Annotated in this window: 19 protein-coding genes; 7 read left to right on the plus strand and 12 right to left on the minus strand. The window is 44.1% G+C overall.

Annotation, left to right across the window (positions count from 1 at the left end; all coding sequences use genetic code 11):
• The first annotated feature begins 48 nt into the window (after positions 1 to 48).
• The 3 genes from trpC to DUL71_RS20270 all read left to right on the plus strand — a co-directional run bounded on the left by trpC (position 49) and on the right by DUL71_RS20270 (position 6,864).
• Positions 49 to 831, plus strand: a complete 783-nt coding sequence (gene trpC / locus DUL71_RS20260; protein ID WP_114939813.1) for an indole-3-glycerol phosphate synthase TrpC — start codon at positions 49 to 51, stop codon at positions 829 to 831.
• Positions 832 to 857: 26 nt separating this feature from the next.
• Entirely contained in the window at positions 858 to 1,253 is a 396-nt protein-coding gene (locus DUL71_RS20265; RefSeq protein WP_114939814.1) for a DUF1398 domain-containing protein, read from the plus strand.
• Between the two features lie 271 nt (positions 1,254 to 1,524).
• A complete protein-coding gene (locus tag DUL71_RS20270) occupies positions 1,525 to 6,864 on the plus strand; it encodes an Ig-like domain-containing protein (RefSeq protein ID WP_161964478.1) in 5,340 nt (1,779 codons plus the stop codon).
• 6 nt (positions 6,865 to 6,870) lie between these two features.
• On the opposite strand, the gene DUL71_RS20275 is transcribed toward DUL71_RS20270, so the two are convergent.
• The 3 genes from DUL71_RS20275 to DUL71_RS20285 form a co-directional block, all read right to left on the minus strand.
• Positions 6,871 to 7,062 carry a hypothetical protein gene (locus tag DUL71_RS20275; protein WP_114939816.1) on the minus strand — a complete coding sequence of 64 codons (192 nt, stop codon included), beginning with the start codon at positions 7,060 to 7,062 and terminating at the stop codon, positions 6,871 to 6,873.
• A gap of 159 nt (positions 7,063 to 7,221) precedes the next feature.
• Positions 7,222 to 7,995, minus strand: coding sequence for a GDSL-type esterase/lipase family protein (locus DUL71_RS20280; protein WP_114939817.1), 774 nt, complete (start codon positions 7,993 to 7,995; stop codon positions 7,222 to 7,224).
• A gap of 23 nt (positions 7,996 to 8,018) precedes the next feature.
• Entirely contained in the window at positions 8,019 to 10,139 is a 2,121-nt protein-coding gene (locus tag DUL71_RS20285) for a prolyl oligopeptidase family serine peptidase (protein WP_114939818.1), read from the minus strand.
• Between the two features lie 341 nt (positions 10,140 to 10,480).
• On the opposite strand from DUL71_RS20285, the gene DUL71_RS20290 reads away from it, so the two are divergent.
• A complete protein-coding gene (locus DUL71_RS20290) occupies positions 10,481 to 11,236 on the plus strand; it encodes a hypothetical protein (protein WP_114939819.1) in 756 nt (251 codons plus the stop codon).
• Between the two features lie 107 nt (positions 11,237 to 11,343).
• On the opposite strand, the gene DUL71_RS20295 is transcribed toward DUL71_RS20290, so the two are convergent.
• Together DUL71_RS20295 and DUL71_RS20300 are read right to left on the minus strand one after the other, a co-directional pair.
• Positions 11,344 to 11,694, minus strand: coding sequence for a hypothetical protein (locus tag DUL71_RS20295; RefSeq protein WP_114939820.1), 351 nt, complete (start codon positions 11,692 to 11,694; stop codon positions 11,344 to 11,346).
• Between the two features lie 11 nt (positions 11,695 to 11,705).
• Positions 11,706 to 11,948 (minus strand): hypothetical protein, encoded by a 243-nt coding sequence (locus tag DUL71_RS20300; protein ID WP_114939821.1) that lies wholly within the window; start codon positions 11,946 to 11,948, stop codon positions 11,706 to 11,708.
• 114 nt (positions 11,949 to 12,062) lie between these two features.
• Here DUL71_RS20300 and DUL71_RS20305 point away from each other — a divergent pair, with 114 nt between their 5' ends.
• Both DUL71_RS20305 and prfA read left to right on the plus strand, forming a co-directional pair.
• On the plus strand, positions 12,063 to 12,821 hold the full coding sequence (locus DUL71_RS20305) for a UDP-2,3-diacylglucosamine diphosphatase (RefSeq protein ID WP_114939822.1): 759 nt from the start codon (positions 12,063 to 12,065) through the stop codon (positions 12,819 to 12,821).
• Between the two features lie 385 nt (positions 12,822 to 13,206).
• Positions 13,207 to 14,280 (plus strand): peptide chain release factor 1, encoded by a 1,074-nt coding sequence (gene prfA / locus DUL71_RS20310; RefSeq protein WP_112570877.1) that lies wholly within the window; start codon positions 13,207 to 13,209, stop codon positions 14,278 to 14,280.
• Between the two features lie 261 nt (positions 14,281 to 14,541).
• Here the strand turns inward: prfA and DUL71_RS20315 are convergent, their stop codons facing one another.
• The 6 genes from DUL71_RS20315 to DUL71_RS20340 all read right to left on the minus strand — a co-directional run bounded on the left by DUL71_RS20315 (position 14,542) and on the right by DUL71_RS20340 (position 23,272).
• The gene (locus tag DUL71_RS20315) at positions 14,542 to 16,818 is read right to left on the minus strand and encodes a Tex family protein (RefSeq protein WP_114939823.1); all 2,277 of its coding nucleotides are present in this window, start codon (positions 16,816 to 16,818) and stop codon (positions 14,542 to 14,544) included.
• A 234-nt stretch (positions 16,819 to 17,052) separates the two neighbouring features.
• On the minus strand, positions 17,053 to 17,982 hold the full coding sequence (locus DUL71_RS20320) for an NAD(P)-dependent oxidoreductase (protein ID WP_244228804.1): 930 nt from the start codon (positions 17,980 to 17,982) through the stop codon (positions 17,053 to 17,055).
• Positions 17,983 to 18,141: 159 nt separating this feature from the next.
• On the minus strand, positions 18,142 to 18,732 hold the full coding sequence (ruvC, locus tag DUL71_RS20325) for a crossover junction endodeoxyribonuclease RuvC (RefSeq protein WP_114939825.1): 591 nt from the start codon (positions 18,730 to 18,732) through the stop codon (positions 18,142 to 18,144).
• 18 nt (positions 18,733 to 18,750) lie between these two features.
• A complete protein-coding gene (gene aat, locus DUL71_RS20330) occupies positions 18,751 to 19,389 on the minus strand; it encodes a leucyl/phenylalanyl-tRNA--protein transferase (protein WP_114939826.1) in 639 nt (212 codons plus the stop codon).
• Positions 19,390 to 19,400: 11 nt separating this feature from the next.
• Positions 19,401 to 21,338 (minus strand): DUF3857 domain-containing protein, encoded by a 1,938-nt coding sequence (locus tag DUL71_RS20335; RefSeq protein WP_114939827.1) that lies wholly within the window; start codon positions 21,336 to 21,338, stop codon positions 19,401 to 19,403.
• An 8-nt stretch (positions 21,339 to 21,346) separates the two neighbouring features.
• Complete coding sequence (locus DUL71_RS20340) at positions 21,347 to 23,272, minus strand: DUF3857 domain-containing protein (RefSeq protein ID WP_114939828.1); 1,926 nt, start codon at positions 23,270 to 23,272, stop codon at positions 21,347 to 21,349.
• Between the two features lie 436 nt (positions 23,273 to 23,708).
• Here DUL71_RS20340 and hflX point away from each other — a divergent pair, with 436 nt between their 5' ends.
• Entirely contained in the window at positions 23,709 to 24,893 is a 1,185-nt protein-coding gene (gene hflX / locus DUL71_RS20345; protein WP_112570797.1) for a GTPase HflX, read from the plus strand.
• 153 nt (positions 24,894 to 25,046) lie between these two features.
• On the opposite strand, the gene DUL71_RS20350 is transcribed toward hflX, so the two are convergent.
• On the minus strand, positions 25,047 to 25,916 hold the full coding sequence (locus tag DUL71_RS20350; RefSeq protein ID WP_114939829.1) for a menaquinone biosynthesis family protein: 870 nt from the start codon (positions 25,914 to 25,916) through the stop codon (positions 25,047 to 25,049).
• Positions 25,917 to 25,920 lie beyond the last annotated feature (4 nt).

A 25,920-nucleotide genomic window follows, 5' to 3' on the forward strand; every position in this document is an offset into this window, starting at 1 on the left:
AGATTGCTTCGTACCTCGCAATGACATAAATATTAGTACTTCGATCACATGACCATACTTGATAAAATAGTTGCCAATAAAAAAAGAGAAGTTGCTTCGGCAAAAAAACGCACATCGTATACTGTACTTGAAGAATCGGAATATTTTCACCGCGATACTCACTCATTTAAGGAGTTTTTGCTTGATCCGGCACGTACCGGTATCATAGCCGAGTTTAAGCGTAAATCGCCGTCAAAAGGTATCATTAACGACAAAGTGAGGGTTAGCGCCGTTACTACCGATTACGCCGCTGCAGGCGCTTCTGCTCTTTCAGTTTTAACCGATCGCAATTTTTTCATGGGAAAAAAAGCTGACCTGGTAAAAGCCCGTTCGGTGAATAATATTCCTGTATTGCGCAAGGATTTTATGATAGATGAGTACCAGGTTATAGAGGCCAAGTCATTAGGCGCGGATATCATCCTGCTTATAGCTGCCATACTTACCCCGGCCGAAATTGACAACCTTGCCAAACTGGCTAAAAGTTTAGGTTTAAATGTATTACTTGAGGTACACAACCTTGAGGAACTTGAGCGCAGTATCAACCCTAACCTGGATGCTATCGGCGTAAACAACCGCAACCTTGCCGATTTTACCGTATCGGTGGAAACTTCATATAAACTGGCCAAGCACATCCCTGCCGAGTTTATGAAGATTTCGGAAAGCGCCATTAGCGATCCGGAAACTATTCGCCATCTTAAGCTGGAAGGTTTTAATGGCTTCCTTATTGGCGAAACCTTTATGAAGCAGCCTGACCCAGGACAAGCCATGCGCGATTTTGTTGCGTTGTTATAATTTTATAACCCGGTTAAAACGATATCGTGTTTACAGAACAACAGTTAAAAGCAGCGCATGGCAAGGTGAAAACCGGAGCCGATTTCCCCCAATATATCAATGAAATAAAACAGCTTGGCTTGCTGAGATATGAATTTTGGGTTGATAATGGCCGCATCATCTATTATGGTGAAAATGATCATGTAATAAACAGCGAGCCTAAATATCCCTTGCTGGATATAGCCAAAGATTCATCGCCCGAGCAATTGAAACATACCATAACCATTCATCAGCAAGGGCAAACAGATTTTATCACCTTTTGTAATCAGGCTGCCGAAGCCGGTGTTGAAAAATGGGTGATTGATACACAAAAGATGCTATGCAGCTACTACGATTTGGCTGGCCATAAACTGGTTGCTGAGCCTATTCCGCAAATAGCATAAAATACATCAGGATTGTTTTTAATGCCCGGTTAGGATATAGCCGGGCATTTTTTTTAACCAGAAATAGAAATAATTTCACAGGGGTTTCATTGTTCATTTTGTTCATGTTTTATCGAACATATTTCGGTATTTTACGTAAAAGGGCACACATCAATACCTGGCTGGCGTACAATGTCGTTATCTGCCAGCCCGAAAATCTGTGCTCAATAAGAGGCTTCTTTTAAAAAAGAAGGCTTGCTTGCGGTCACATTTATTGAGTATGAAGAGACTTATGAAGAAGATTAATAAGCCGTTACTTATACTACTACTTTTGCTGATCCTTACTTCATTTGCCGGGTACAGCCAAAACTGCACGTTAAATGTTTCAATAACCTCAACAGCTACAACCATTTGTTCGGGAAAAAGTGTAACCCTGACTGCCAATACAAGCGGAGGCACAGGTCCGTTTACCTATGTCTGGAATACTGGCGAAAGCACCCAATCTATTGACGTAAACCAGGGTGGAAATTATACCGTTACCGTGAGCGATAAAACCCCGGGTTGCCAGCCAAAGGTAGCCAACTTTGGTGTCACTGCTGTAGCATCGCCAACCCCGCCTGTAGTTGATGCACAGGCTGTTTGCCCCAATACAGCCGCAACGTTGACAGCCAAAGCGCCGGGAGGTACTTACCAATGGTATGATGCTGATGGCAATTTTTTGTATACGGGTAATCCATATGTAACACCTCCGGTTAATAAGGCAACTCTTTTTTATGTAGAAACAACATTAAACAATTGTACCAGTACAAGAAGCTCGGTCTATGTTTATGTAACCGGAGGACCGGGTATTCAGGCAGATCCGGTGTGTTATGGTACTTCGGCAACGTTAAAAGCATCAGGTGCCGATAGTTATGCATGGTATGACAATGCATCGGGTACGGGTACACCATTAAGCAACGACGCCACGTTTTTGACACCTCCTTTATTTACAAACACTACTTATTATCTTTTTACAGTAATTAGGGGTTGTACCGGCGCGGGGATACCTGTGGTGGCACGGATCAACGCGCCACCTGCTATGCCGGTGGTAAACGCAACATATAGCGTTTGTTCGGGATCGTTAACAACTTTGCATGCCGATGCCTCCGGGGTGGTTGAATGGTATGATGTACCATCAGGAGGAACTCCGTTAATTTCAAGCCCTGATTTTACAACCCCGGTACTTACATCTCCTGTTACCTATTACGCGCAAACGCGTGTAGGCGATTGTACAAGTAACCGTATACCAATACCTGTATCTGTAACACCAATACCTGCCGCGCCGCCATCTCAAACAGCCAGCACCTGTTATGGCACAAGCGCCGCGTTAACTGCCGACCCATCGCCTACAGGTACCTATACCTGGTATAAATCGGCAACGGGTGGTAGTCCGGTAGGCACAGGTAATAATTTTACTACCCCAGTATTGACAAATAATACAACTTATTATGTTGAGCATACTACCGGTGGTTGCACAAGCAACCGTACACCGGTAACTGTTACAGTAACCCCGGCACCCGAACCTCCGATTATGCCCGACGGGCCGGTGATCTGTAACGGAACGTCAACACCTTTAACTGCGACATCTTCTGTACAAGGCGGAACTTTCCAATGGTTTACTACGGCTACCGGCGGTACCGCTCTTTTTACCGGCGATACATTTAACACCCCGGCGTTAACAGCCACTACAACCTATTATGTTCAAACTATTGTTGGTGGATGTGTAAGCGACAGGTCGCCAATTACGGTGACTGTACTTGATGCCATTCCGGTTCCTGTTCCATCGGCTGATGTGCCAATATGCGCCGGATCTTCGGCCACGCTTACAGTAACAGGCTCGCCCGATGATTATGAGTGGTATGATCAGCTAACCGGTGGCAATCTGCTGATAACCGGTAATACTTATGTTACCCCAGAGTTAACCGCAAATGCAACCTATTATGTACAAAGTATAGCCAATGGCTGCAATAGTGCACGTATTGCGGTAACGGTGCATGTTAACAATCCTCCAGCGGCCCCGGCGGTTAATGGTACAGCAACGGTGTGCCCTGGCCAGCCCGCTACCCTGAGTGTTCCCGCGTCGGGGACAACGATTGAGTGGTATACCGATGCTATCGGCGGAACGCTTTTGTTTACGGGTAACACCTATACTACAAATCCGGTGTTTAGTCAAACCACGTTTTACGCGCAGGCAAATAATGGTTCATGCGTAAGTCCGCGAACTGCCTTTACCGTATCTACAATTCCTATTATTGATCCACAGTTCCGGTATCCATCCGGTACGGTTTGTACTTCCGGAAGTAACGTTTCACCAACAATTTATAACCCGGCCGGCGGCACTTTTACTTCAACACCGGCGGGACTTGTTTTTGTAAGTAATACTACCGGCGAGATCAATGTAGCAGCAAGCGCATTGGGAAAATATACCGTCATTTTTACCTATGGTGGTACATGCGCGGGGGCAGCCAGTCAAAGTATATCGATAGTTACAACACCTGATGCCCGTTTTACCTACAATACCCCATTTTGTAAGGATGCTAAGAACCCCTTGCCAATTTTTGCAACAGGCGCCAGTGCCGGAGTTTTCAGTGAGCCTACAGGTCGACTTAAGTTTAAAAACCCCAGTACAGGTGAGATAGATCTTGCGAACAGTACGGCAGGAACATATACCGTAACTAATACAATTGCAGCAAGCAGCGGATGCCCGGCAAGCGTTGCCACGGGGACCGTAACCCTTTACAATGCAGTTATAATAGATGCCGGGCCAAATCAGCCTGTACCACCGGGCGTGCCGGTACAACTGGCTGGTAGTGGAAACACTGCAACAAAATGGAGCGGTGGGGCAGGTTCATTCTCCGACCCTACAGATAAGAGGGCTATTTACACTCCTGCTCCGGGGGAGACAGTAGTCACACTTACGCTAACCTCCGATGATCCTGCCGGTCCCTGTAGTTTTAAATCGAGTACCGTTACTATATATATAAACCCGGTGCCCACCGCCCCTACGGCATCTGCTAAACCTGTTTGCGTGGGTAGCACAACTACCCTCATAGCCACAGCACCAGGCGGAACATACCGTTGGTATAGCGATGCTTCCGGCGGTACACTCCTTAAAACCGGGCCTATATTTACTACTCCGCCAATACTTAATGATATTACTTACTACGTTTCAACAACTATAGGTGGCATTACAAGCAACAGGACTCCTGTTTTAGTTCATCCAACACCACAACCAGCAGCGCCGGAGGTTACATGGGCACCGGTTTGTGAAGGGACTTCCGCCATACTTACGGCAAGTGGTTCAACCGGTACCTATACCTGGTATAATTTACCTCTTGGAGGCACCCCGATACATAATGGCAGTACTTTTTCTACAGCTCAGTTAACTATCAACAGAACTTATTATGTAGAAACTTCGGTTAATGGTTGTATTAGCGAGCGTAAAAGGGTTGATGTTGTAGTTACGCCTGCTCCGCAGATAACCAGCAGCCCTACCAGCGATCCGGTATGCAGCGGTACCGCGTTAAATTATGCCATTACTGCCGACCAGCCCGGTACAACTTTTTCATGGGACCGCCAGGCTGTGGCCGGCATCAGCAACCCTGCTGTAACAGGCCAAACAACAAGCTCCATTACCGAAACACTTATTAACACCAAAGGGGCAGCTGTTGATGTAACTTATTCCATTACGCCATATTTGAATGGTTGCCCTGGGGAGGTGTTTCAATATGTAGTTACCGTAAATGCTACGCCTGTTGTTGTGAGTGATCCTCCGCCTCCGGTTTGTAATGCTGCAAGCCCTAATTATGAGGTTAAATTTAATCCGCAGGTAACAAGCTTTACCTGGAGCCGGGACGCGGTTCAGGGTATCAGTAACGCCGCCGTAACGGGACAGGCTTCCAAAACCATCAAAGAGGTGCTTTACAACACCACTAATGATCCCATTGTGGTTACTTACATGTTTAATTTTAAAACTAATGACTGCCCGGGCGCGCAATATCCGCTTAACGTAACAGTTAATCCGGGAGCGTCGGTTACCACCCCTCAACCAGATCCTATATGTAACAACACGCCGCTGGGGCTCACTTTAACATCCAATGTAGGGTCGGCTACGTTTTTGTGGAGCAGGCAGGCTGTGCCCGGTATCAGTAATGCGGCGGTTACTAATGCAACAGCAAACCCTATCAACGAAACCCTGGTGAATACTACAACTAACCCTATTCAGGTATCTTATTTGGTAACACCTATGGCGTTTGGCTGTAGCAGCACGCCGGTTAAGTATAACGTGACAGTAATGCCCGAAACATCAATGCATGAAATTTTTGTTAGCACACCCGTTTGCGAAGGGAATGAGATTACACTGCAAACCGTACCTGTAGCCAATGCCAGATATTTGTGGACAGGCCCCAATAATTTCAGATCAGAAGGGACAAGCCCGATAGTAACCATTCCTAATGCTACGGCCGTCAACACCGGGGACTACAGTTTATCTATAATCCTGAATACCTGCCCAAGCGAGCCAAGTACTAAGACGGTTCAGGTAAACAGTATCCAAAGGATTGATGCCGGTCCTTCACATCCAGAATGTGTTAGCGTACCGTTTATACAACTTGAAGGCTTTGTTAGCAGAAGCGGGATCTGGAGTGGTGGCCAGGGGGGAACATTCGCCCTTTTAAGTGATCCTAAGACTCAATATTTCCCATCCGCCGCAGACAGGGCTTTCGGGTCGGTTACTTTAACACTTACATCAACCGGCGTTGATTGCGCGCCGGTACACAGCGATGTCACCATTACTTTTGCGCCAAGCCCTGGCGCAGATGCCGGGCCGCCAAGTATTGATAATGTTTGTAATCAGAATCCTATGGTGGCTTTAAGTGGCCAGCCGCTTTCCGGTAATACCGTAAAGTGGACTTCGGCTTCGGGATTGGGTAAATTCATTCCCTCAGATGTAGATAGAAATGTAACCTTTCAACCAGATCCGATTGATATTGCCAAAGGCTCGGTTAAATTAACGCTTACAGCAACCCAGGCAGATGATTGTCATACACCTACTGATGACATCACTATTAATTTTGTTCCGCCGCCAACGGTACAAGCCGATGCCGCAGGCGATACAAGGTATGTTTTGAAAGACCATACCATCACTTTAAACCCTGTGGTGAGCAGTGATAACGTAACATATGAATGGACCCCGGCCACCGGCCTGAGCAGCACTAACGTTAAAAATCCGGTTGTAACCGGCGATCAGGATATTGTTTATCAGCTTAAAATTACCGAGAAATCAAACGGATGTGTAAACCAGAGCCAAGTTGCTGTTAAGGTTTCGCCGGTAATAAACATCAGCAATACATTTACACCTAATGGTGATGGCATAAATGACTACTGGGAGATTAAAGGCCTTGTAGCTTATGAAAACAGTACTGTTGATGTTTATAACCGTTACGGGCAACCGTTGTTCCACTCGGTAGGATATCCTAAACCATGGGATGGTACTTACCAGGGAAAACAGATGCCGTCAGGTACTTACTACTATGTAGTAAATACAAAGATGAATAACCAGGTTCTTTCGGGGTATGTAGTGATTTTACGTTGATGAAACTTAAAGTAGTTTTAGTACTATTAAAAGCGCCACGAACGAGAATACAGCCAGGTTCAAGAACTGTTTTGACCGCAGGTTTGCCTGGACAATTTCAGAGGCACGGCCATTATCAATGAAACGATAATATCTGCGGCTGTAACCGTATGATATGATAAAAAGGATTAAAGGAATGTAAAGCAGTAAATATTTCATTAACATAAAATTAAGCAAACGCCTATTTTTAGCCAATGGTTAAAAAAAACTGAACGGAATGAATAAAACAATTATTATGTGGTTTTGTAACGTTTTGTTTAGTTGATAACTAATAGATTTTCAGTTTTTTATTGCTTTGCTATTGCTATCCTGCATCATTTAAAAATTTCGCCTTACAACCTTATCAATAGCTATACCCCAAAACTTGCCTAAAGCTTCGGCTCCTTTTTTATTGGGATGCAGGTAGAATATGCCTTGCTTGCCATTTTCAGGAATCAGATCAGTAAGGTGATTTTTTTCAAAATAAGCGTAAGCCTTGGTATCGCCTACAAAAACATGTTTGGGATTTGCGGTAGCATATGTTTTTACAAGGCCATCTATCATTGGTACATAGCTTTGTAACCTGCTTAAGCCTTCCTGTAAATATTTTCCACCATTATAGGTGTTTGGACTATACCATACCGGGTGCTGAAAAATGATGATCGACTTTGGAAAATCGGCCAATAGTTTATCAACTATGGTCTTTAAATTTTTTTGATAGTTATCGGGTGATACCGGCGCTCCATGTGGCCCCTGAATGGCGCTGTCATTCGTGCCCAGCTTTATTGAAAATATCAATAACGCGTCTTTATCGGTAAAGTTGCTTGCCGCTTGCTCTACTTTAGTAAAAGTATCTGTGCCTGGCAAAAAATCAAGGGTGGTATAGCCGCTATGCCCCTGGTTGCTGAAATTTACCGCATCCAGGTTCTTCTGCTTTTGCAGATAAGCTACCGCGGTTGCGGGCGGGGCTTCGGTAGCTGCATCGGCGAGTTGAACACCCTGGGTTATACTGTTACCGATAAATACAATATTGAGCGCGTTCTTCTTATGCTGAGCCAACGCTATAGTTGAGGCCACGAACAACAAGGCGGCCACTAACAGATACTTTTTCATTTTACGTATTCAAAAATTTAATACTACTGCCAATTAACACTCATGTTCCAGAACATAAATGCCCATTTATCAACCTGCCCGTTGATGAGCTGGGCTGTACTTTGCCCGGCGCCGTGGCCTGCGTTGGTTTCAATGCGGATAAGTGTTGGTGCTGTGCCCTGCTGATACTCCTGCAGGCGGGCCGCAAATTTGAAGGAATGGGCCGATACTACACGGTCGTCATGATCGGCTGTGGTGATCATGGTTGCTGGGTAAATCCCGGGTTTAAGGGCGTGGTATGGCGAATAGTTATATAGATATTTAAACATCTGCTCCGAATCTTCGGCAGTGCCGTAATCATAGCTCCAGCCCGCGCCGGCAGTAAATTTGTTATACCTGAGCATATCCAATACGCCTACTGCCGGGAACGCTACCTTAAACAGATCGGGGCGTTGGGTTAGCACAGCGCCGATGAGTAGCCCGCCGTTTGATCCTCCTGAAACAGCAAGGTAATCTTTAGAGGTATATTTATTTTTGATGAGATATTCGGCCGCGGCTATAAAATCATCAAATACATTCTGCTTTTTTTGTTTGATGCCTTTGCGGTGCCAAAGCTCCCCGTATTCGCCACCACCCCGCAAATTAGGAACAGCATAAATGCCGCCATGTTCAAGCAATATAATGTTTGAAGTACTGAACGCAGGAGTTAAACTAACGCCAAAGCCACCATAAGCATACAGTAAAGTAGGGTTTTGACCGTTAAGTTCAGTCCCTTTTTTATAGGTGATGATCATCGGAATTTTGGTTTTATCCTTTGATGTATAAAACACCTGCTTTGATTCATATTGTTCTGGATCAAACTTCGCCCCCGATTTTTTATAGATCACCGAAGCACCGGTTGCAATATCCAGCTTAAAAATTGTTGGCGGATAGATGTAATTGGTAAAGGTATAATAAGTTACCTTTTCTTCTTTTTTTGTTCCAAAGCCCGAGGCCGAACCAATTGAGGGCAACTGAATGGTACGCTCAAGCTTGCCATCCATACTATATTGCTGTATCAGCGAGGTGGCGTCCTGCAGGTATGTGGCGAAAATTTTACCCCCGCCGGTAGTGGCGCTGAGTACATTTTTTGATTCGGGGATCAGGTTTTTCCAGTGGGTTATGCCAGGTTCGGCAGCATCAACAGTAACAATTTTAAAATTGGGTGAGTAGATATTTGTGAGGATATAAAGCTTGCTGCCCACATTATCTAACACGCTGTGCTGATTATCAAAATTGTTCACCACGTTTACGATCTGGCTGCCGGGCTTGCTTAAGTCCTGGATATAAAGCTCGTTGCCGGTTGTTGATGTAGCTGCCGTGATCACCAAAAAACGTTCATCTTCGGTAAGGTAAGCGCCTATGTAGCGGCGGGGAGTTTTATCGCCTCCAAATATCAATTTATCGGTACTTTGAGGCGTGCGCAGCTTATGGTAGTAAAGCTTATGAAACTGTGTCATGCCCGAAAGCTGGCTGCCTTCGGTTGGCTTGTCATAGCTGCTGTAGTAAAATCCATCGGTACCATGCCATGCAAGTCCGCTAAATTTTACATCTTTCAGCGTATCGCCAACTACACTTTTATCTTCGGTGTTAATAATTATAACCTTGCGCCAGTCCGATCCGCCTTCTGAGATCTGGTAGGCTGCTAACTCACCATTTTTGCTAAACTCGATGCCTTGTAGTGAGGTTGTACCATCTGCGGAAAATTTATTAGGATCAAGAAAAACTTCAGGTGTACCGGTATCGCCTAACTGGCGGTATAATACGTTCTGGCTTTGCAGGCCATCGTTTTTATAAAAGTAAATGTATTTGCCTTCCTTAAAAGGAGCGCTATACTTTTCATAGTTCCATAAAAACTCCAGGCGTTTATGAATTTCGGCCCGGTAAGGGATCTGGTCAAGATAGTTGAAGGTTACTTTATTTTCGTCCTGTACCCAGGCTTTGGTATCATCGGCATGGTCATGCTCCAACCAGCGGTATGGGTCGGGGACTTGGGTTCCGAAATAGGTATCAACAACGTCAACTTTTTTTGCTTTAGGATATGGGAGGGTTTTTATAGTCATTTGTGCGTGTGTATAGCTGCAAAATAAAACAGCTAACGATAATAAACAGAACGTTTTTGTCATGATAGTTTAAATTACAGGCTACTAAAGATAGCTATTTAGGGCATATCGCCGTAAGGTAATAACGCTTCAAAGGTTAAAAGTTGTTAATTTTGCCGCCGGTTGCTGTTTAATTGGCCGTGTCGGGCTATATTAGCGGCGTAAAAAAATAGCTTTAAATCAAGGGCAAGCAGTTAAAAGTTAACGCCTTAGTTTTTGCACCTGATAACTATTGTGATTTTTAGCCCGAAACGGTAGCCGGTAATCACATAAGTATCAATAATAATGCGTTTTTTTGCACGTTTGCTTTGCAGCTAAGTTTGCAAGGGCAAAACTTACAGTAATACAGTTACATAATAACAAACATGAAACAAACCCTTACTTTTTTTGCAGCAGGCCTTTTAATGCTGCTGGCCTTTACTTCAAAAGCTCAGGATACCAACGATAAAGATGATGAAACCAAGGTAAAACAAAAACCTTATGTGGGTTTAGGCATGGGTATTTCTTATCCATTCAGCAACTTCAAAAAAACAGATTACAGTAACAATAAATCGGGCTTTGCAAACAGGGGCGTTACCTTTCAACTTGACGGAGCGGTTTACCTGAAACGCAATTTTGGTATCGGTTATACCTTTTCATACCAGGATCAGAGCAATTTTTCGTACGATGATGATTTGATCTTATCACAAGGTTACACCACCGATTTTAAAGCCGACCAGGGAACAGTATCTGCAGATAAACGCTACCGTAGCTTTAACTTGTTGGTAGGTCCGCAATATACTTTTGTATGGCGCAGCTTATCATTTGATGTAAGAGCATCCGCAGGTGCTATAAAAAGCCAAACCTCACCAGAGTTAACTATAAGCGTTACCGGCGTGAGTGCTCAAACCGGGAGCATTATCCAGGAAAGCTCAAAAGGCTATGCTTTCGCGTATGGCGGCAGCGCGGCCATCAGGTTTGATATGGGTGCAGGCTGGGGTTTATCGCTTAAAGGTAACTACGTAAACTCACCGGGTTATGATGTAAAAACAACCGGTCGTACGCTTAACGTTGGTCGTTTGGTAACCAAGCAGCCAATTACTGAAGGTCAGATCATATTCGGATTATACAAGGCATTTTAATCGCTATAAAAGCTAAAAGCAGAATGCCTAAAGCTTAAGGCAGATAAATAAACAAAAAAGAGCAGATCATTGATCTGCTCTTTTTTGTTTTATAGTCATTTGAATAATCAGTTAACCGTAATCTGTTCTGGCTTATCGGCCACAATTTCGGGCTGACCTTTGAAAAACTCAAATGTGCCGGTAGCACATATGTGCTTTCCTTTTATGCTGGATAAATCGAGCTTGATCTGGCTGCCTTTTACAGCTATGGTATATTTTTGCCTTGGATAAGCCGCTCCCATATTTAGCAGGGTAAGCGTATCGCTCACCGCTTTGTACGAGTAAACGGTATCACATAGTGTGCCTACTTTGCCTACGTTGTTCTTGAAATCGGCCATGGTAAAACCTTTAGATTGTTGTGCCGATGCTTTGCCGGCAAAAGCGACCAGGAGTAATGCCGGCAGTAATAGTTTTTTCATTTTTTAATATATCAGTGTTTTAATGATTGCTGGTCTTCATCTTTTTTATCCTCCTTCGGAGCGTATCCATCTTCAAAATTTAAGGTGAATGACGATTCGGCCGCGCGACTGGCCGCGTTTAATCCGGCTACATCCGGCTCGCTGTTGTCAATTATTTCGTTGCCGGTATCCTGGCCTTCGTTCTGCTCATACTCATTGCCTGGGTCTTTATCTTCCTGGGCATCATCAAGATTTGGATTTTCGGGGATTGCCATAATTTTAATGTTTAATGTATTGTGAATAACCACTAAGATACGGTGTTGTTTGATGCTTATTGTGTAACAATCTTTATCTTTTCTGTTTGATGGTTAAAACGTATTTTTGCCGCTATGCCGGTTCGCGACAAACTCTATTTTGCTTCTGATTTCCATTTAGGTACAGGTACATATGCCTCAAGCCGTCAACGCGAAGATAAGATAGTGCGCTGGCTCGATAGTATTAAGCACGATGCCGCAGAACTGTTCCTGGTGGGCGATGTTTTTGACTTTTGGTTTGAATACAAAACTGTAGTACCTAAAGGCTATATCCGTTTCCTGGGTAAGCTTGCCGAACTTACAGATGCCGGCGTTAAGCTTTCCCTGTTTAAGGGCAATCACGACATGTGGATGTTTGATTATTTTGTAGATGAGCTCGGCGCTACCATCATCAGCAATGAATTGAAAATTGAGCGCGGTGGCAAGAAGTTCTATATACATCATGGCGATGGGCTTGGTCCGGGTGATAGCTTTTATAAGTTTTTGAAAGGCTTTTTTAGGAGTGGATTTTGCCAGTGGCTGTTTGCCCGTATCCACCCAAATCTTGGCGTAGGTATAGCCAATAAATGGAGCCGTCACAGCCGCGATACCAACCAAAAGAAAGATAACCCCAAACCCGGAGAGCAAGAATGGCTGGTAACCTTTTGCCGCGAAGAGCTTAAAACCAACTTTTACGATTACCTTGTTTTTGGGCATCGCCATATTCCGCTCGATATTCAATTAACACCACAAAGCCGCTACATTAACCTTGGCGAATGGGTTACACAGTTTACCTATGCTGTTTTTGATGGCAAGGAACTGAAATTGGAATACTTTGAAAAAGCTGCTGAATAGTTTTAGGAGCGTTGAACGGTTCTATTCATTGCCGTTGACTTTAGTCAACGGTTGAGAGAGCAAATAACCGGGCTTTAGCCCAACTCAGCGCGTGGCATTTTGGCTAAAGCCGTTTGCTTTTCATCATTATTCCGTTGACTAAAGTCAACGGCAATGAATTCTGTGCGGTGATTAACTAATAGCATTTCGATAGTCACCAGTGTTTACCGATTGTAATAAGCTGATTGCAGTGCGGTCATGGAACGATACATTGCATTTTCTTACAGAAAAAATGCGTACTTTTGTGCACTTTTTTGCAGTAAGTCTGTAAACCGCCCCGAAACATCAAAACTTTCATAAGCCGGTTCAATATCAAACAGTTTGGCTGCATCATTATTTATAACATATGTTAGATAAATTAGAACTGATACACGAGCGCTGGAAAAACGTTGAAGGTGAGCTGAGCAGTCCTGACGCCATGCAGGACATGAAGCGTTTTGCCCAGTTAAACAAAGAATATAAAGACCTTGCTAAAATTGTTGATGAGTATTTTATATACCGCAACATTATGAGCAATATCGATACCAATAAGGAAATTCTGGCTACCGAAAAAGACGAGGAGTTTCGTGAGATGGCCAAGATGGAACTTGATGAATTACTTGCTCAACAGGAAGTAAAAGAAGAAGAGATCCGTCTGATGCTGATCCCTAAAGATCCGGAGGATTCTAAAAACGCTATCGTCGAGATTCGTGGTGGTACTGGTGGTGATGAGGCAGCCCTTTTTGCCGGCGACCTTTACCGTATGTACATGCGCTATTGCGAGAAACGCGGCTGGCGTACCGAACTGGTTGACTATACCGAAGGTACCAGCGGCGGTTACAAAGAGATTGTATTTAACGTAAACGCCGAAGACGCTTACGGAACACTAAAATATGAATCGGGCGTACACCGCGTACAACGTGTACCAGATACCGAAACACAGGGCAGGGTACATACTTCGGCAGCATCTGTAGTGGTGCTACCAGAAGTTGATGAGTTTGATATCGATCTGCAGGTAAGTGATATCCGTAAAGATTTGTTCTGTGCTTCAGGGCCGGGCGGTCAGTCGGTAAATACTACTTATTCGGCTGTGAGGTTAACCCACTTACCTACAGGTATTGTTGCCCAGTGCCAGGATCAGAAATCGCAATTAAAAAACTACGATAAGGCTTTACAGGTATTACGTTCGAGGGTTTACGAAATGGAGCTTCAAAAGCACCTGGAAGAAACATCTAAAAAACGTAAAACCATGGTATCAACCGGCGATAGATCGGCCAAGGTACGTACCTATAACTACCCACAAGGACGTTTAACCGAGCACCGTATTGGTTTAACCATTTACAACCTGCCAGGTGTATTAAACGGCGATTTGCAGGAAATCCTTGAGTCACTTCAGTTTGCCGAAAACGCGGAGAAATTAAAAGAGGGCACGGTAGCATAATTGACTATTAAATAATATGAAAAAGGTCCCCAACCTCACCGGTTGGGGACCTTTTTCATATTATGAGGAATAAGTAACCTCTCTACCGCAGCATTGCGGACGCTTAAATCCAGTGCCTCTGAAATCGAAATAACATTAAGCAAAGAAGGGGCTGTCACCCTGAGCCTGTCGAAGGGTCGTGCGCAAAGGCCCTACCCACCATGCTTCGACAAGCTCAGCATGACACCCATTTTTAATTATTGTTATTGGCCTGAACGTATTTTACAACTTAAATTTACCCTTCAAAGCAGCCAGTTTCAAAGCCATATCGGTTTCCGGCTCTTTTTCAACTCTTTTATTAAAGTTTGGCTTGTTGTTATTACCCTGTGGCCGACGGTCGTCGTTACGACGCTGGTTGTTTGGCTCGCTCTTATCGTTCTCTTTCATAGATAAAGCAATACGCTTGCGGTTCACGTCAACCTCGGTAACAGTCACCTCAACCTTTTGGTGTACTTTAAGCACCTCGTTAGGGTCTTTAATGTAACGGTTGGTGATCTGGCTCAGGTGAACAAGGCCGTCCTGGTGAACGCCGATATCAACAAATGCACCAAAAGCGGTAATGTTGGTAACAATGCCTGGCAGCTTCATGCCCACTTTCAGGTCGCCAATGGCATTGATTCCATCGGTAAAGCTGAATGCCTCAAACTGCTCACGCGGGTCGCGGCCCGGTTTGGCAAGCTCGGCCATGATATCATTCAGGGTTGGTAGACCAACGGTTTCGGAAACATATTTTTGCAGTGGGATACTTTTACGCAGTGTTGGGTTGCCCATCAGGTCTTTTACCGTACATTTCATATCGGTTGCCATCTGCTCCAGCAAACCATAACGCTCCGGGTGAACGGCACTGGTATCAAGCGGATTTTCGGCATTATGGATGCGAAGGAAACCTGCTGCCTGCTCAAATGCTTTATCGCCCAAACGCGGAACTTTTTTCAATTGCTCACGGCGTTTAAAGGCTCCATTTTGGTTACGGTACTCAACAATGTTTTGTGCCAGTTGCGGTCCAAGACCCGATACATAAGCCAGGATCTGTTTTGAGGCTGTGTTAAGTTCAACACCTACCGCGTTCACCGCGCTGATCACAGTGTCATCTAACGAGGTTTGCAGCTTGTTCTGGTCAACATCATGCTGATACTGACCAACGCCAATTGATTTTGGATCGATTTTTACCAGCTCGGCTAACGGGTCCATCAAACGGCGACCGATTGATACGGCTCCCCTAACGGTAACGTCATAATCAGGGAACTCTTCCCTTGCTACTTCCGATGCCGAGTAGATGGAAGCGCCACTTTCATTTACCATTACAATGGTTGCGCCTGCTAAATTCAGGTTGCGCACAAAAACTTCGGTTTCGCGGCCGGCAGTACCGTTACCAATGGCTATTGCTTCAATGTTGTATTTCTGGAACAGGTGCTGTACCGTTTTTTCGGCCTCGCGCGCCTGTCCTGCGCCTGTATGCGGGTAAATGGTAGTGTTTTCAAGTAACTTGCCCTGCTCATCCAAACAAACCAATTTACAGCCTGTACGGAAGCCAGGGTCAAGAGCCATTGTTCTTTTCTGACCAAGCGGTGCAGCAAGTAACAATTGACGCGCGTTTTCAGCGAATACACGGATAGCTTCTTCGTCGGCTTTCTTTTTGGTAAGCAAACGCACCTCTGTTTCCATTGATGGTTTCAGCAGGCGCTTGTAGCCATCGGTTACAGCTAAACGAACCTGCCCTGACGCCTGGTTGTTGGCTTTGATAACAGAATTTTCTAAGATCTCCAAGGCGTCATCTTCCTCAGGTTTCAGATCAAGCCACAGGATCTCTTCCTTCTCGCCGCGGCGCATAGCCAGTATCCGGTGCGATGGAGCTGATTTAACGGGCTCTGTCCATTCAAAGTAGTCTTTGTATTTAATACCGGCTTCTTCTTTACCTTCAACTACGCGTGATGCAAAAGTGCCTTTCTCTACAAAAAGCTCACGGATTTTAGTACGTACTTCGGCATTTTCGGCAATGGTTTCGGCAATGATGTCCCTTGCACCGGCCAACGCTTCTTCAACACTGGCAACGCCTTTTTCATCGCTGATGTATTCGGCAGCAATCAGTTCAGGATCGATATTGTTTTGCGCTAATAAAATATCGGCCAGCGGCTGCAGGCCTTTTTCGCGGGCTGCGGTGGCGCGGGTTTTGCGTTTAGGGCGATAAGGAAGATAGATATCTTCCAAAGTAACCATGGTTTCGGCTTCGTTGATCTGCTTCTCCAACTCGGGCGTTAATTTGCCCAGGTCTGTAAGCGATTTCAGGATAGCCTCGCGACGTTTGTCCAGTTCGCGCAGTTGCTGTACGCGGTCGCGAATGGTGGCAACCTGTACCTCATCCAAACTGCCGGTAAGCTCTTTACGGTAACGGGAAATGAACGGAACAGTGGCTCCTTCATCAAGCAGGCCTACTGTAGCGGTAACCTGTTTTTCGGCTACAGAAAGCTCTGCAGCTATTATTTTATAATGAATGCTCATAATCAAAATTCGGACTGCGAAGTTGAGGGAATAGGCTTACAATTCAAAAAAAGATTGTTAACAATGGGTTGAAAGATTTTGATTGGCTGATATTTGTCTGAACCCGAATTTTTGGAATTAAAGAATTAACAGAATGCTATGTAAATTTGATAAATTCTTAAAATTCGTTTAATTCGAGTTCAGACAACGCATAACTCATGGCAATCCTCAAATCCTATAAATCAAGGTTCAAATTTACCCCTTCAAATCAACCAATTTCTCAGCCATTACTTCGCTGATTTTCCGGTACGAATCAAATGTCCAGCCGGCAACGTGTGGGCTTAACAGTACTTTACCGCTTTGCCTTAATTCTTCAAACCATGGTTGCTCGGCGAGGGCGGGGAATTTTTCAACCTCAAGCACATCTAAACCGGCGCCTAATATTTTGCCTTCGCGTATGGCGTTTAACACAGCGCTTACTTTAGCGGTTTTGCCGCGCGAGGTGTTCAGGAAAAATATCGGTTTTTTAAAGTGGAACAGGTACTCATCATCAACAAGTCCGTTGGTTTCGGTAGTCAGTGGAATATGAAGACTTAGTACATCGCTGTGCTTTACTATTTCTTCCATACTCACCTCACGCGCATATTTATCGCTGAACCCGGTTTTATACTTATCATATGCGATAACGTTTACCTGGAACCCCGAAAGTTTACGTGCAAAGCTGCCGCCCATGTGGCCGTAACCGATAATGCCTACTGTTTTGCCTTTAAGCTCATAGCCGCGGTTAGCTTCACGCAGCCATTTGCCGTCACGGATTTCGGCATCGCCACGGTTCAGGTTATTCATTAATGACAGTAATAAACCTATAGCATGTTCACCCACCGCGTCTGAATTACCTTCGGGAGCATTAATGAGTGTTATGCCTTTTTGAATGGCGTAATCTTCATCAATATTATCCATACCGGCGCCGGCGCGAGCTATAAACTGCAAGTTGGTGGCGGCATCAAGTACAGCTTTATCCACCCTGAATTTTGAGCGGATCACCAGTCCGGCATAGTCGCCTATGATTTGCATGGCTTCGTCAACCTTAATCAGCGGACGGTAATCGCAGGTGTAACCTTTAGCTTCGGCCATCTCCATAAATATGGCATGCACATCATCAACAATAAGGATATTATTTTTCAACGTAGTATCTATTTTTTGTAAGAGGCCAAATTTACAAAATGCAAGGGTATTAGCGGACAGGCTTTTATAATGACTGATGATTTTTACAGAGTGAATATAAATTCGATACAAAAGAGCGTCAGGGATCCCGATTTGCCCGCTATCCATGACTTAATCCTTTTACTTTACAACCCGCTTGGCGTTATCCTTCACAAAGGTATCCCAGCCCGAATATGACTTTTTAGTACCAGCCTTTCCCGAACCCGACCCGGTAGGGATCCGCTGAAAAGAATGACAAACCGCAACGGCCAAACCGTCGGTAGCATCCAGAAAATCGGGAGTTTCTTTGAACTTTAACAGGCTTTGCAGCATGGCCGCTACCTGCTCTTTGGTGGCGCTGCCGTTACCGGTTATAGATTGTTTTATCTTACGGGGAGCATATTCAGTAATCTCAATATTACGGGATAATGCAGCTGCTATCGCCATGCCCTGCGCGCGACCGAGCTTAAGCATTACCTGAATGTTTTTGCCATAAAAAGGGGCTTCAATGGCCAGACAGTCGGGGTGGTAATTATCAATAAGGGCGACGGTTTTTTCAAAGATGCGCTGCAGCTTAAGCATATGATCATCGGTAACAGGCATTTTAACTACCCCCATGGCCAGCAGTTCAATCTTGGGGCCGGTTTCCTTAAGGATTCCGTAACCCATAACAGCTGTACCCGGGTCAATCCCCAAAATGATCCTCTCCTTTAAATTTATTGCCTGCTGCATAGGCTCAAAGGTAACTAATCAAACTAAATTATTTAGCAATACATCCATGTATTGTTCACGGGATATCATCCGTGCACCCATCGATTCAAGGTGACCGGTGTGCACCTGGCAGTCGATAAGTTTGTAAAGCCCTGTTTGAGATAGGTGGATAAGCGCCGTTTTTGAAGCGTTGCTAACGCGGCTAAACATACTTTCGCCGCAAAAAACATCACCCACGTGTACCCCGTAAAGGCCGCCAACGAGTTCATCGTTTTGCCATACTTCAACAGAATGGGCATAACCTTCAGCATGCAAACGGTTATAAGCGGCTATCATATCGGGAACTATCCAGGTACCATCCTGCCCCTCACGCGGAGCAGTTGAGCAGGCGCTTATCACATCGTTAAAACAAGTATCAACCGTAACCCGCAATTTGCCCGAACGCAATACCTGCCGCATGGATTTGGATACTTTTAACTCTTCAGGATATAACACAAAACGCTCATGGGGCGAGTACCACAAAATAGGCGTATCATCGCTATACCAGGGAAAAATCCCGTTTTGATAAGCCAGCAGCAAACGTTCGGTACTCAGGTCGCCGCCAACAGCCAAAAGCCCGTCTGGTTCGGCCAGATCGGGCTTCGGAAATATTAAACGTTCGTCGAGCCTGAATATCATCAGGCGCAAATTTATGCTTTACGGCGTATCACCAGCTTTTTATTTTGGGCTTTGGCAATAGCATCCATATAAACCTGCATTTCGGTGTATTTGGCAGCAGGGATCACATGATTTTTTAAATTGAATTTGGTTGTACTTACCACCTGGTTTTTAGCTGCATCATAAACATACTTAACATCATAAGTGCCATAGGTAAACTTCAGGCTCTGGTCGGCAGGCATGGCGTCAATTTCAAAACCGGCGGGCAAATCAATCGTGGTAACGCATGTTTTTAACATTGGGATTTCAAAAAAGAAATCACTTTTACGTTTTTCGAGTACCGGTACGGTTGTCTTCCATAAATCGAACACCCGGGGCCTGTAAAATTGCTTATTACCGGCTGATACATCACAAAACTTGTCATATTCCAGGTCGATATCTACTTCTTTAACACCATCTTTATCAGTTGAGGGCTTAAACTCAAAAAGCGATGGCTGCTTCATATTAAGCATGCGCATAAGGTATTGTTTCTGTTCGTCGGTTTTTAATGAGGCTATACCCAGGTAATCAGAACGATATTCGCCGGTACTTGAAATTTTGAGCTGGGCCTTCGCGCCGCCTTCCGCGTCAAGTACTATATGTACTTCGGAGTTCAGCTGATTGTCAACATCGATACTGCGGGGAGTTTTAACAAGCTTGCCGCCATCTTCTGTAACCAGCAGTGCATACCTGTTTTCGGTAAACGGACCAAGTTTGCCAAATGGCTTTTGCATATTGGTACATTCCAGCCAGGTGGTATCACTTTTGAAAGGCACGCACAAAATAATATGATTAAACGGGTCACTCGGAAAAGCCGGATCAGCAGGTTCTTCGTTGGAGCCTGCATTTATTATTGCATAATATGAAGGTATATTAACAGCTTTCAATAAGGCATACATATAATTTGAAAGCGCTTTACAATCCCCATATTTTTTCTGATCCACAAATGTGGCCGGGAAAGGTTTTAAACCGCCAATACCTAACTGGATGCTCACATAACGCATGTTTTGCTGCATGTACTGATACAAAAATTTGACTTTCTCCTTATCCGTTTTAATATCTGCCGTCATTTTTTTGATCTCCTCAACCCGCTCAGGGCTGAGGCTGCAAACATCGGCGTTAAGTGCCTGCTGCCACTTTCCATAGTTTTGCCAGGTACTGATATCGCCCGGAATGCCTCCGTATTGAAAGGTATTTGTTGCAAACATAACTTTCGGCATAACCTGCCAGGAAACGGCATCATCTTCGGGCTTTATCGCTTTTAAGTTTTTTACGTGCCAGGTGTATTTTTCAAATTCGCCGGCCGGTGTTTTTTCGGGCTTAATGGCAGTGTTTTTGTTCATATACCTGAAACCAACAGCAGGATTTACCAAAACCGAGTATTCTGCACTTTGCACAGCGCTTTCGGGTGTAAGTATCTGCCACTCGCCCAAATCAAGATAACTGTTCAGATCCTGCTCAAAAATAACTTCGATAGTAGCCGGGTATGTAGATACCGTATGGCCCACATACAATACCCTGTCGTCTGTTACAATCGAGATCCCATCGGTTGCAGCGTGGTCATAAAAATCACTTTTGCGATATTTTTTAATCATTGTACCGCCGGCGTTATACACCAGCATTTGCGCATCCTCAACACTAATGAATTTTTTATCATAACCCAGGGCAATTTGCGCGGCCTCATCTCCTTTCTCGTTTAAAACGGCTATGATAGCATGATGCTTTTTGACCATTTTACCCGCTGCTTTAACGGTGATCTCATCTGATGAGTAGCGCACCACCGAGTTTGCATCCTCTTTCAATGAATCCGGAATAGTTGAGGCTACGTAAAGATCTTTAGGGATGGTTTTATCCTGGCTATAGCTTTTAACGACTAAAACAAACATGGCTGCCGCGGTTAGCAGCAGCCTGTTAAAATATTTACTGATCATATTTCTCGTTATGACTTTTTGAGCACTATTTGCTCGTTAAGCATTTCGTACATTTTTTTACAGAACTCATGAAAATCTGAGTACTCTTCTTTAAAGTATATCGATTTTTTGTGGTCGATATTAAGGCGCACCATAATCTGCCCATCCTGTTCGGCTACCATCCGTTTAAAAACTATTGAATTATCGGGAGTGGCCATACTTACGCTTTTAGGCAATGCGTCAACCTTATAACCTGCAGGTAGTTTAAAAATACCGGTTATGGCGTAATTGTCACGATAGCCAAAGTTGATGTCGGTTGTACGGTTCTCGCTTAAAAACGGGTTTTTATTCAGATCGGTGAACAGGTTTGAATTAAAGTAGATATAGTTATCATCCGAACCGGTAAGATCAAGATCGAAGTTGATATTTTGACGTACCGGTAGTGTATCAATATCTATGTCTTGAATTTTTAGCGATGATATTTTGAGGTTGTTATTATTATCGCGCAGGTTTTCGATGTACTTTTTCTCGCCATCGGTTTTATAATTCCTTATTACATTGATCCTGTTGTAGGCAAAGCTGCTGATATCGGCACTTCCGGCCATTTTGCCATCGGGCTTAATTTCGGCGTTGATCAAAACCACCTGCCTCACCGGGTTTGTGGTTTGCAAAAACGTCATGTCATAAACGTTATCGGCTTTATTGATTAAAAAACCGAACGAGTTAAGGAAATTATATGGCACCTGGTTGTAAAGGTTGTATTTACTTGTAGCATCGAGTACATAATATTTCGCGCTATCTACGGGGATATATGCCACTGTGCTGTTAAACTGATATGAGTTTGGATAAGCCGGGTTTATACGGCCATGCTTGCGGGTACTTACCATCATTGGGTAAACCTTTAAACCCGATTTTTGGAGCAAATGGTAAAGGATCAGGTTTACTTCTGTTGAGTTACCTGTTTTCTTTTCCCATGCCTTAACTGTACCATCGTTGGTTGTGTTATCATAGTTCTCGTCCCACTTCATGGTGTTTTTAACCTCGTTAAAAATGTAGGCTATTTTCTCGTCGTCGGTTTTGAAAGTTTTAGCTTTAGCTACAATGGTTTCTTCGCCGGTAAGCTTACGGTTAAGCTGCTCGCCAAAATCCTCCCATTTAACAACGTTTTCGCCAACCTTTGTCCAGGTATCGGAAAAGCTGTGCATAAACGTTCCGCGGATACTTAATAACTGGAAAAGGATCCGTTCGGAATTATCGGTTACGGCATCCATATAGGGTTCTTCCTTTACCGATGGTATATTGGCCATAGCCTGCGTATGCGTATTGCTGCCCGACATTTTATCAACCACCAGCGGGTAATGAAGGTTCACCAGGTTTTTATAAGTGAGAATATCCGGAATATTGGTATTAAGCTCGCTGTATCGCGTTGGCAGGTCGCCCTGGAAATACCAATCCGGAAAATCAACCAGGCTGGCAATGGTATGCCTGTATTTGAATTCGATGATACTACCAGGTTTTACATTAGGAAACGAAAAAACTATTGCCGAACGGTTTTTATCAACGGCTTGTGTAAAAATCTGTTTTTTATCAACCTTAATAGGCGTAGCCACGCCGTTTTCGAGGTTAATGGTTTCGGCCTGTAGCCCGGTTATAAACTCAGCGTGGTTAACACTGTAATAAGTTAAGCGAATATTGGCCTCATCCTTGCCATTATCGTTAAATATCTTGATACGCTTGTGCCTTTCAAATATGATCTGATATTGTGTATCAAAATACACCTCGCCTTTGTCAAAAAGGACTTCGGCATTGGCATCTTTTTCAAAATCGCAGGCCTTCATTTCCAGGTCGGCTTTGTCAACCTTGCCAAAGGCTTGGGCGGTTGGAATAGCAGGAGCTTGTGCTTTTACAGCAGTTGCAAAGGCTCCCATTGCAATAAGGGTTAATAACTTATTCATTTAAATTAATTGTAAGGGTTTAGCTATAATGTAATTGGTTTGAGTTTGCTAATAGGGTATTAAGAATTATACTTGCCGGACATGCAAGGGCGCTAACTGGCTCATGCCCGTTTCACGATTGGTAATTCGACTTATAAAATAGGAAAATTGAAAATGCGCTTCGCGCTTTCGATACGTTATCGGGTAACGTAAATAGGACTGTACTAAACAGCAGCATTAAAAGCCTGTTCATCGTGATGAGGTTTAATCAAATCAAAAATAATAATTAACCTGATATTTAAAAGCGAAATTTTTTAGCCATTTTGTTTATTTGCTAAAAATGTAATCTATGTCACGAATTAGCCGGCGCCATGTTATTTTGACATTAAAATTTCATATCGCGCAGCGGTTTACGTACATTTATTCAATTGGCACTTTGATTGATATATAGTAATTAATGAAGCAAAAATTTTATGATACTGCTGTGAAGCAGGAAAAAGCTGTACTTGTTGGGGTGATAACACCAAATGAAACCGACGAAATAGAAAAGGAACACCTTGAAGAACTGGAGTTTTTAGCCAGTACCGCGGGGGCGTTAACGGTTAATCATTTCACTCAAAAATTGCAGCGCCCGGATAGAGCTACTTTTGTTGGCTCGGGCAAGTTAGAAGAGATAAAAGCCTACGTTAAGGAAGAGGAAATAGATATAGTTATTTTTGACGATGGCCTATCGCCCTCGCAACTGCGTAATATTGAAAACGAACTACAGGTAAAGATTCTTGACAGGAACAACCTGATCCTGGATATCTTCGCCAGCCGTGCCCAAACAGCCCAGGCCAAGACCCAGGTTGAACTGGCGCAGTTGCAATACCTGCTGCCCCGTCTTACCCGCCTCTGGACTCACCTTGAGCGTCAGAAAGGTGGTATTGGTATGCGCGGCCCGGGTGAGTCGCAAATTGAAACCGACCGCCGTTTGATCCTGAATAAAATATCGTTGTTAAAGGATAAGCTGAAACAGATTGATAAACAAAACGAAACCCAGCGCAAAAACCGCCATCAGTTAGTGCGTACGGCGCTGGTTGGCTATACCAACGTGGGTAAATCAACTATCATGAATATGATAGCCAAATCGGAAGTATTTGCCGAAAATAAACTGTTTGCCACGCTGGATACCACGGTAAGAAAAGTTGTGATCGAGAACCTGCCTTTCCTGATGTCGGATACGGTAGGGTTTATCCGTAAGCTCCCTCACCATTTGGTGGAATGTTTTAAATCCACACTTGATGAAACTCGCGAGGCCGATATTCTGATCCATGTGGTTGATATTTCTCATCCAAATTTTGAGGACCAGATCTATACCGTTAACGAAACGCTGAAGGATATTGGCGCTATTGATAAACGCATTATCACTGTGTTTAACAAAATAGATGCCTTTAAACCCGAAGATCACCAGGTAGCCCAGCAGGAAGAACCGTTAACACTGGAAGACTTTAAACAAAGCTGGATGGCCAAAAACAACGCGCCAGCCATATTTATTTCGGCAACAAAAAAAGAAAACGTTGAGGAATTCAGGGCTTTACTGTATAAAGAAGTGAAAGCGATACATACGGAGAGATATCCGTATGACGCTTTATTGTATTGATAGCTGATTTTTTAAAAGGAGCTATAATATAAAAATCGTCATTGCGAGGAACGAAGCAATCCCCCGGTTAGCAGAGCAAGCCTCCCTGTAAAGTTAGGGATTGCTTCGTTCCTCGCAATGACGTTATTTTTGACATGAATAATTTCAGATTTTTCAGGCAGTCAAAAATATCCCTTGCTTTATCTCCGGAATAATACCTTTCTCCAGCGCGGTATCAAACATCAGGTTGATAGCTTTGCGGCCTTCTTCACCCAAATTAACCGAGTATTGGTTTACATAAAGCTCGATGTGCTTGTACATCACTTCCTCGCTCATTTCCTGGGCATGCTGTTTAATAAACTCTAAGCCTGATTTTGGGTTGGCAAAAGCAAATTCGACTGATTTGCGCAGCACCCGGTTTATTCTATGCTGAACATCCAGCGGTAAATTGCGGTTAGCTACAATACCTCCTAATGGGATGGCACAGCCGGTACGTTTTTCCCAGTAATCGCCAAGGTCGATAATCTTTTTGAGGCCTTTGTTTTGGTACGTGAAACGGTTTTCATGAATAATCAAGCCAACATCTATTCGGCTGTCAAGTAGCGCATCCTCAATTTCTGAAAACACCAACTCCTGTTTGTTGGTAGCTTCAGGAAAAGCCAGGCCTAACAAAAAGTTAGCGGTAGTGTATTTACCGGGGATACCGATCAACGGATTTTTGATTTCGGATTTTCGATTTCGGATTTCTCCTTTTTCTAATTCCGAAATCGAAATTTCCAAATCCGAAATCAACAAAGGTCCTACGCCAAACCCCAGCGCGCTGCCCGAATCAAGCAGTACATATTTATCAGTCACGTAAGCAAAAGCGTGGTAGCTGAGCTTAGTGATATCCAGCTCGCCACGAAAGGCCTTTTGATTAAGTGTTTCCACATCGTCATAAAACACCTCAAACTCCAGGCCTTCGGTATCAATTTTATGGTGAATAAGGGCGTCAAAAATAAAAGTATCGTTAGGGCAGGGTGAAAATCCGAGCGTAAGTTTCATACGG

The sequence above is a fragment of the Mucilaginibacter endophyticus genome, assembly GCF_003351025.1.
Classification (GTDB): domain Bacteria; phylum Bacteroidota; class Bacteroidia; order Sphingobacteriales; family Sphingobacteriaceae; genus Mucilaginibacter; species Mucilaginibacter endophyticus.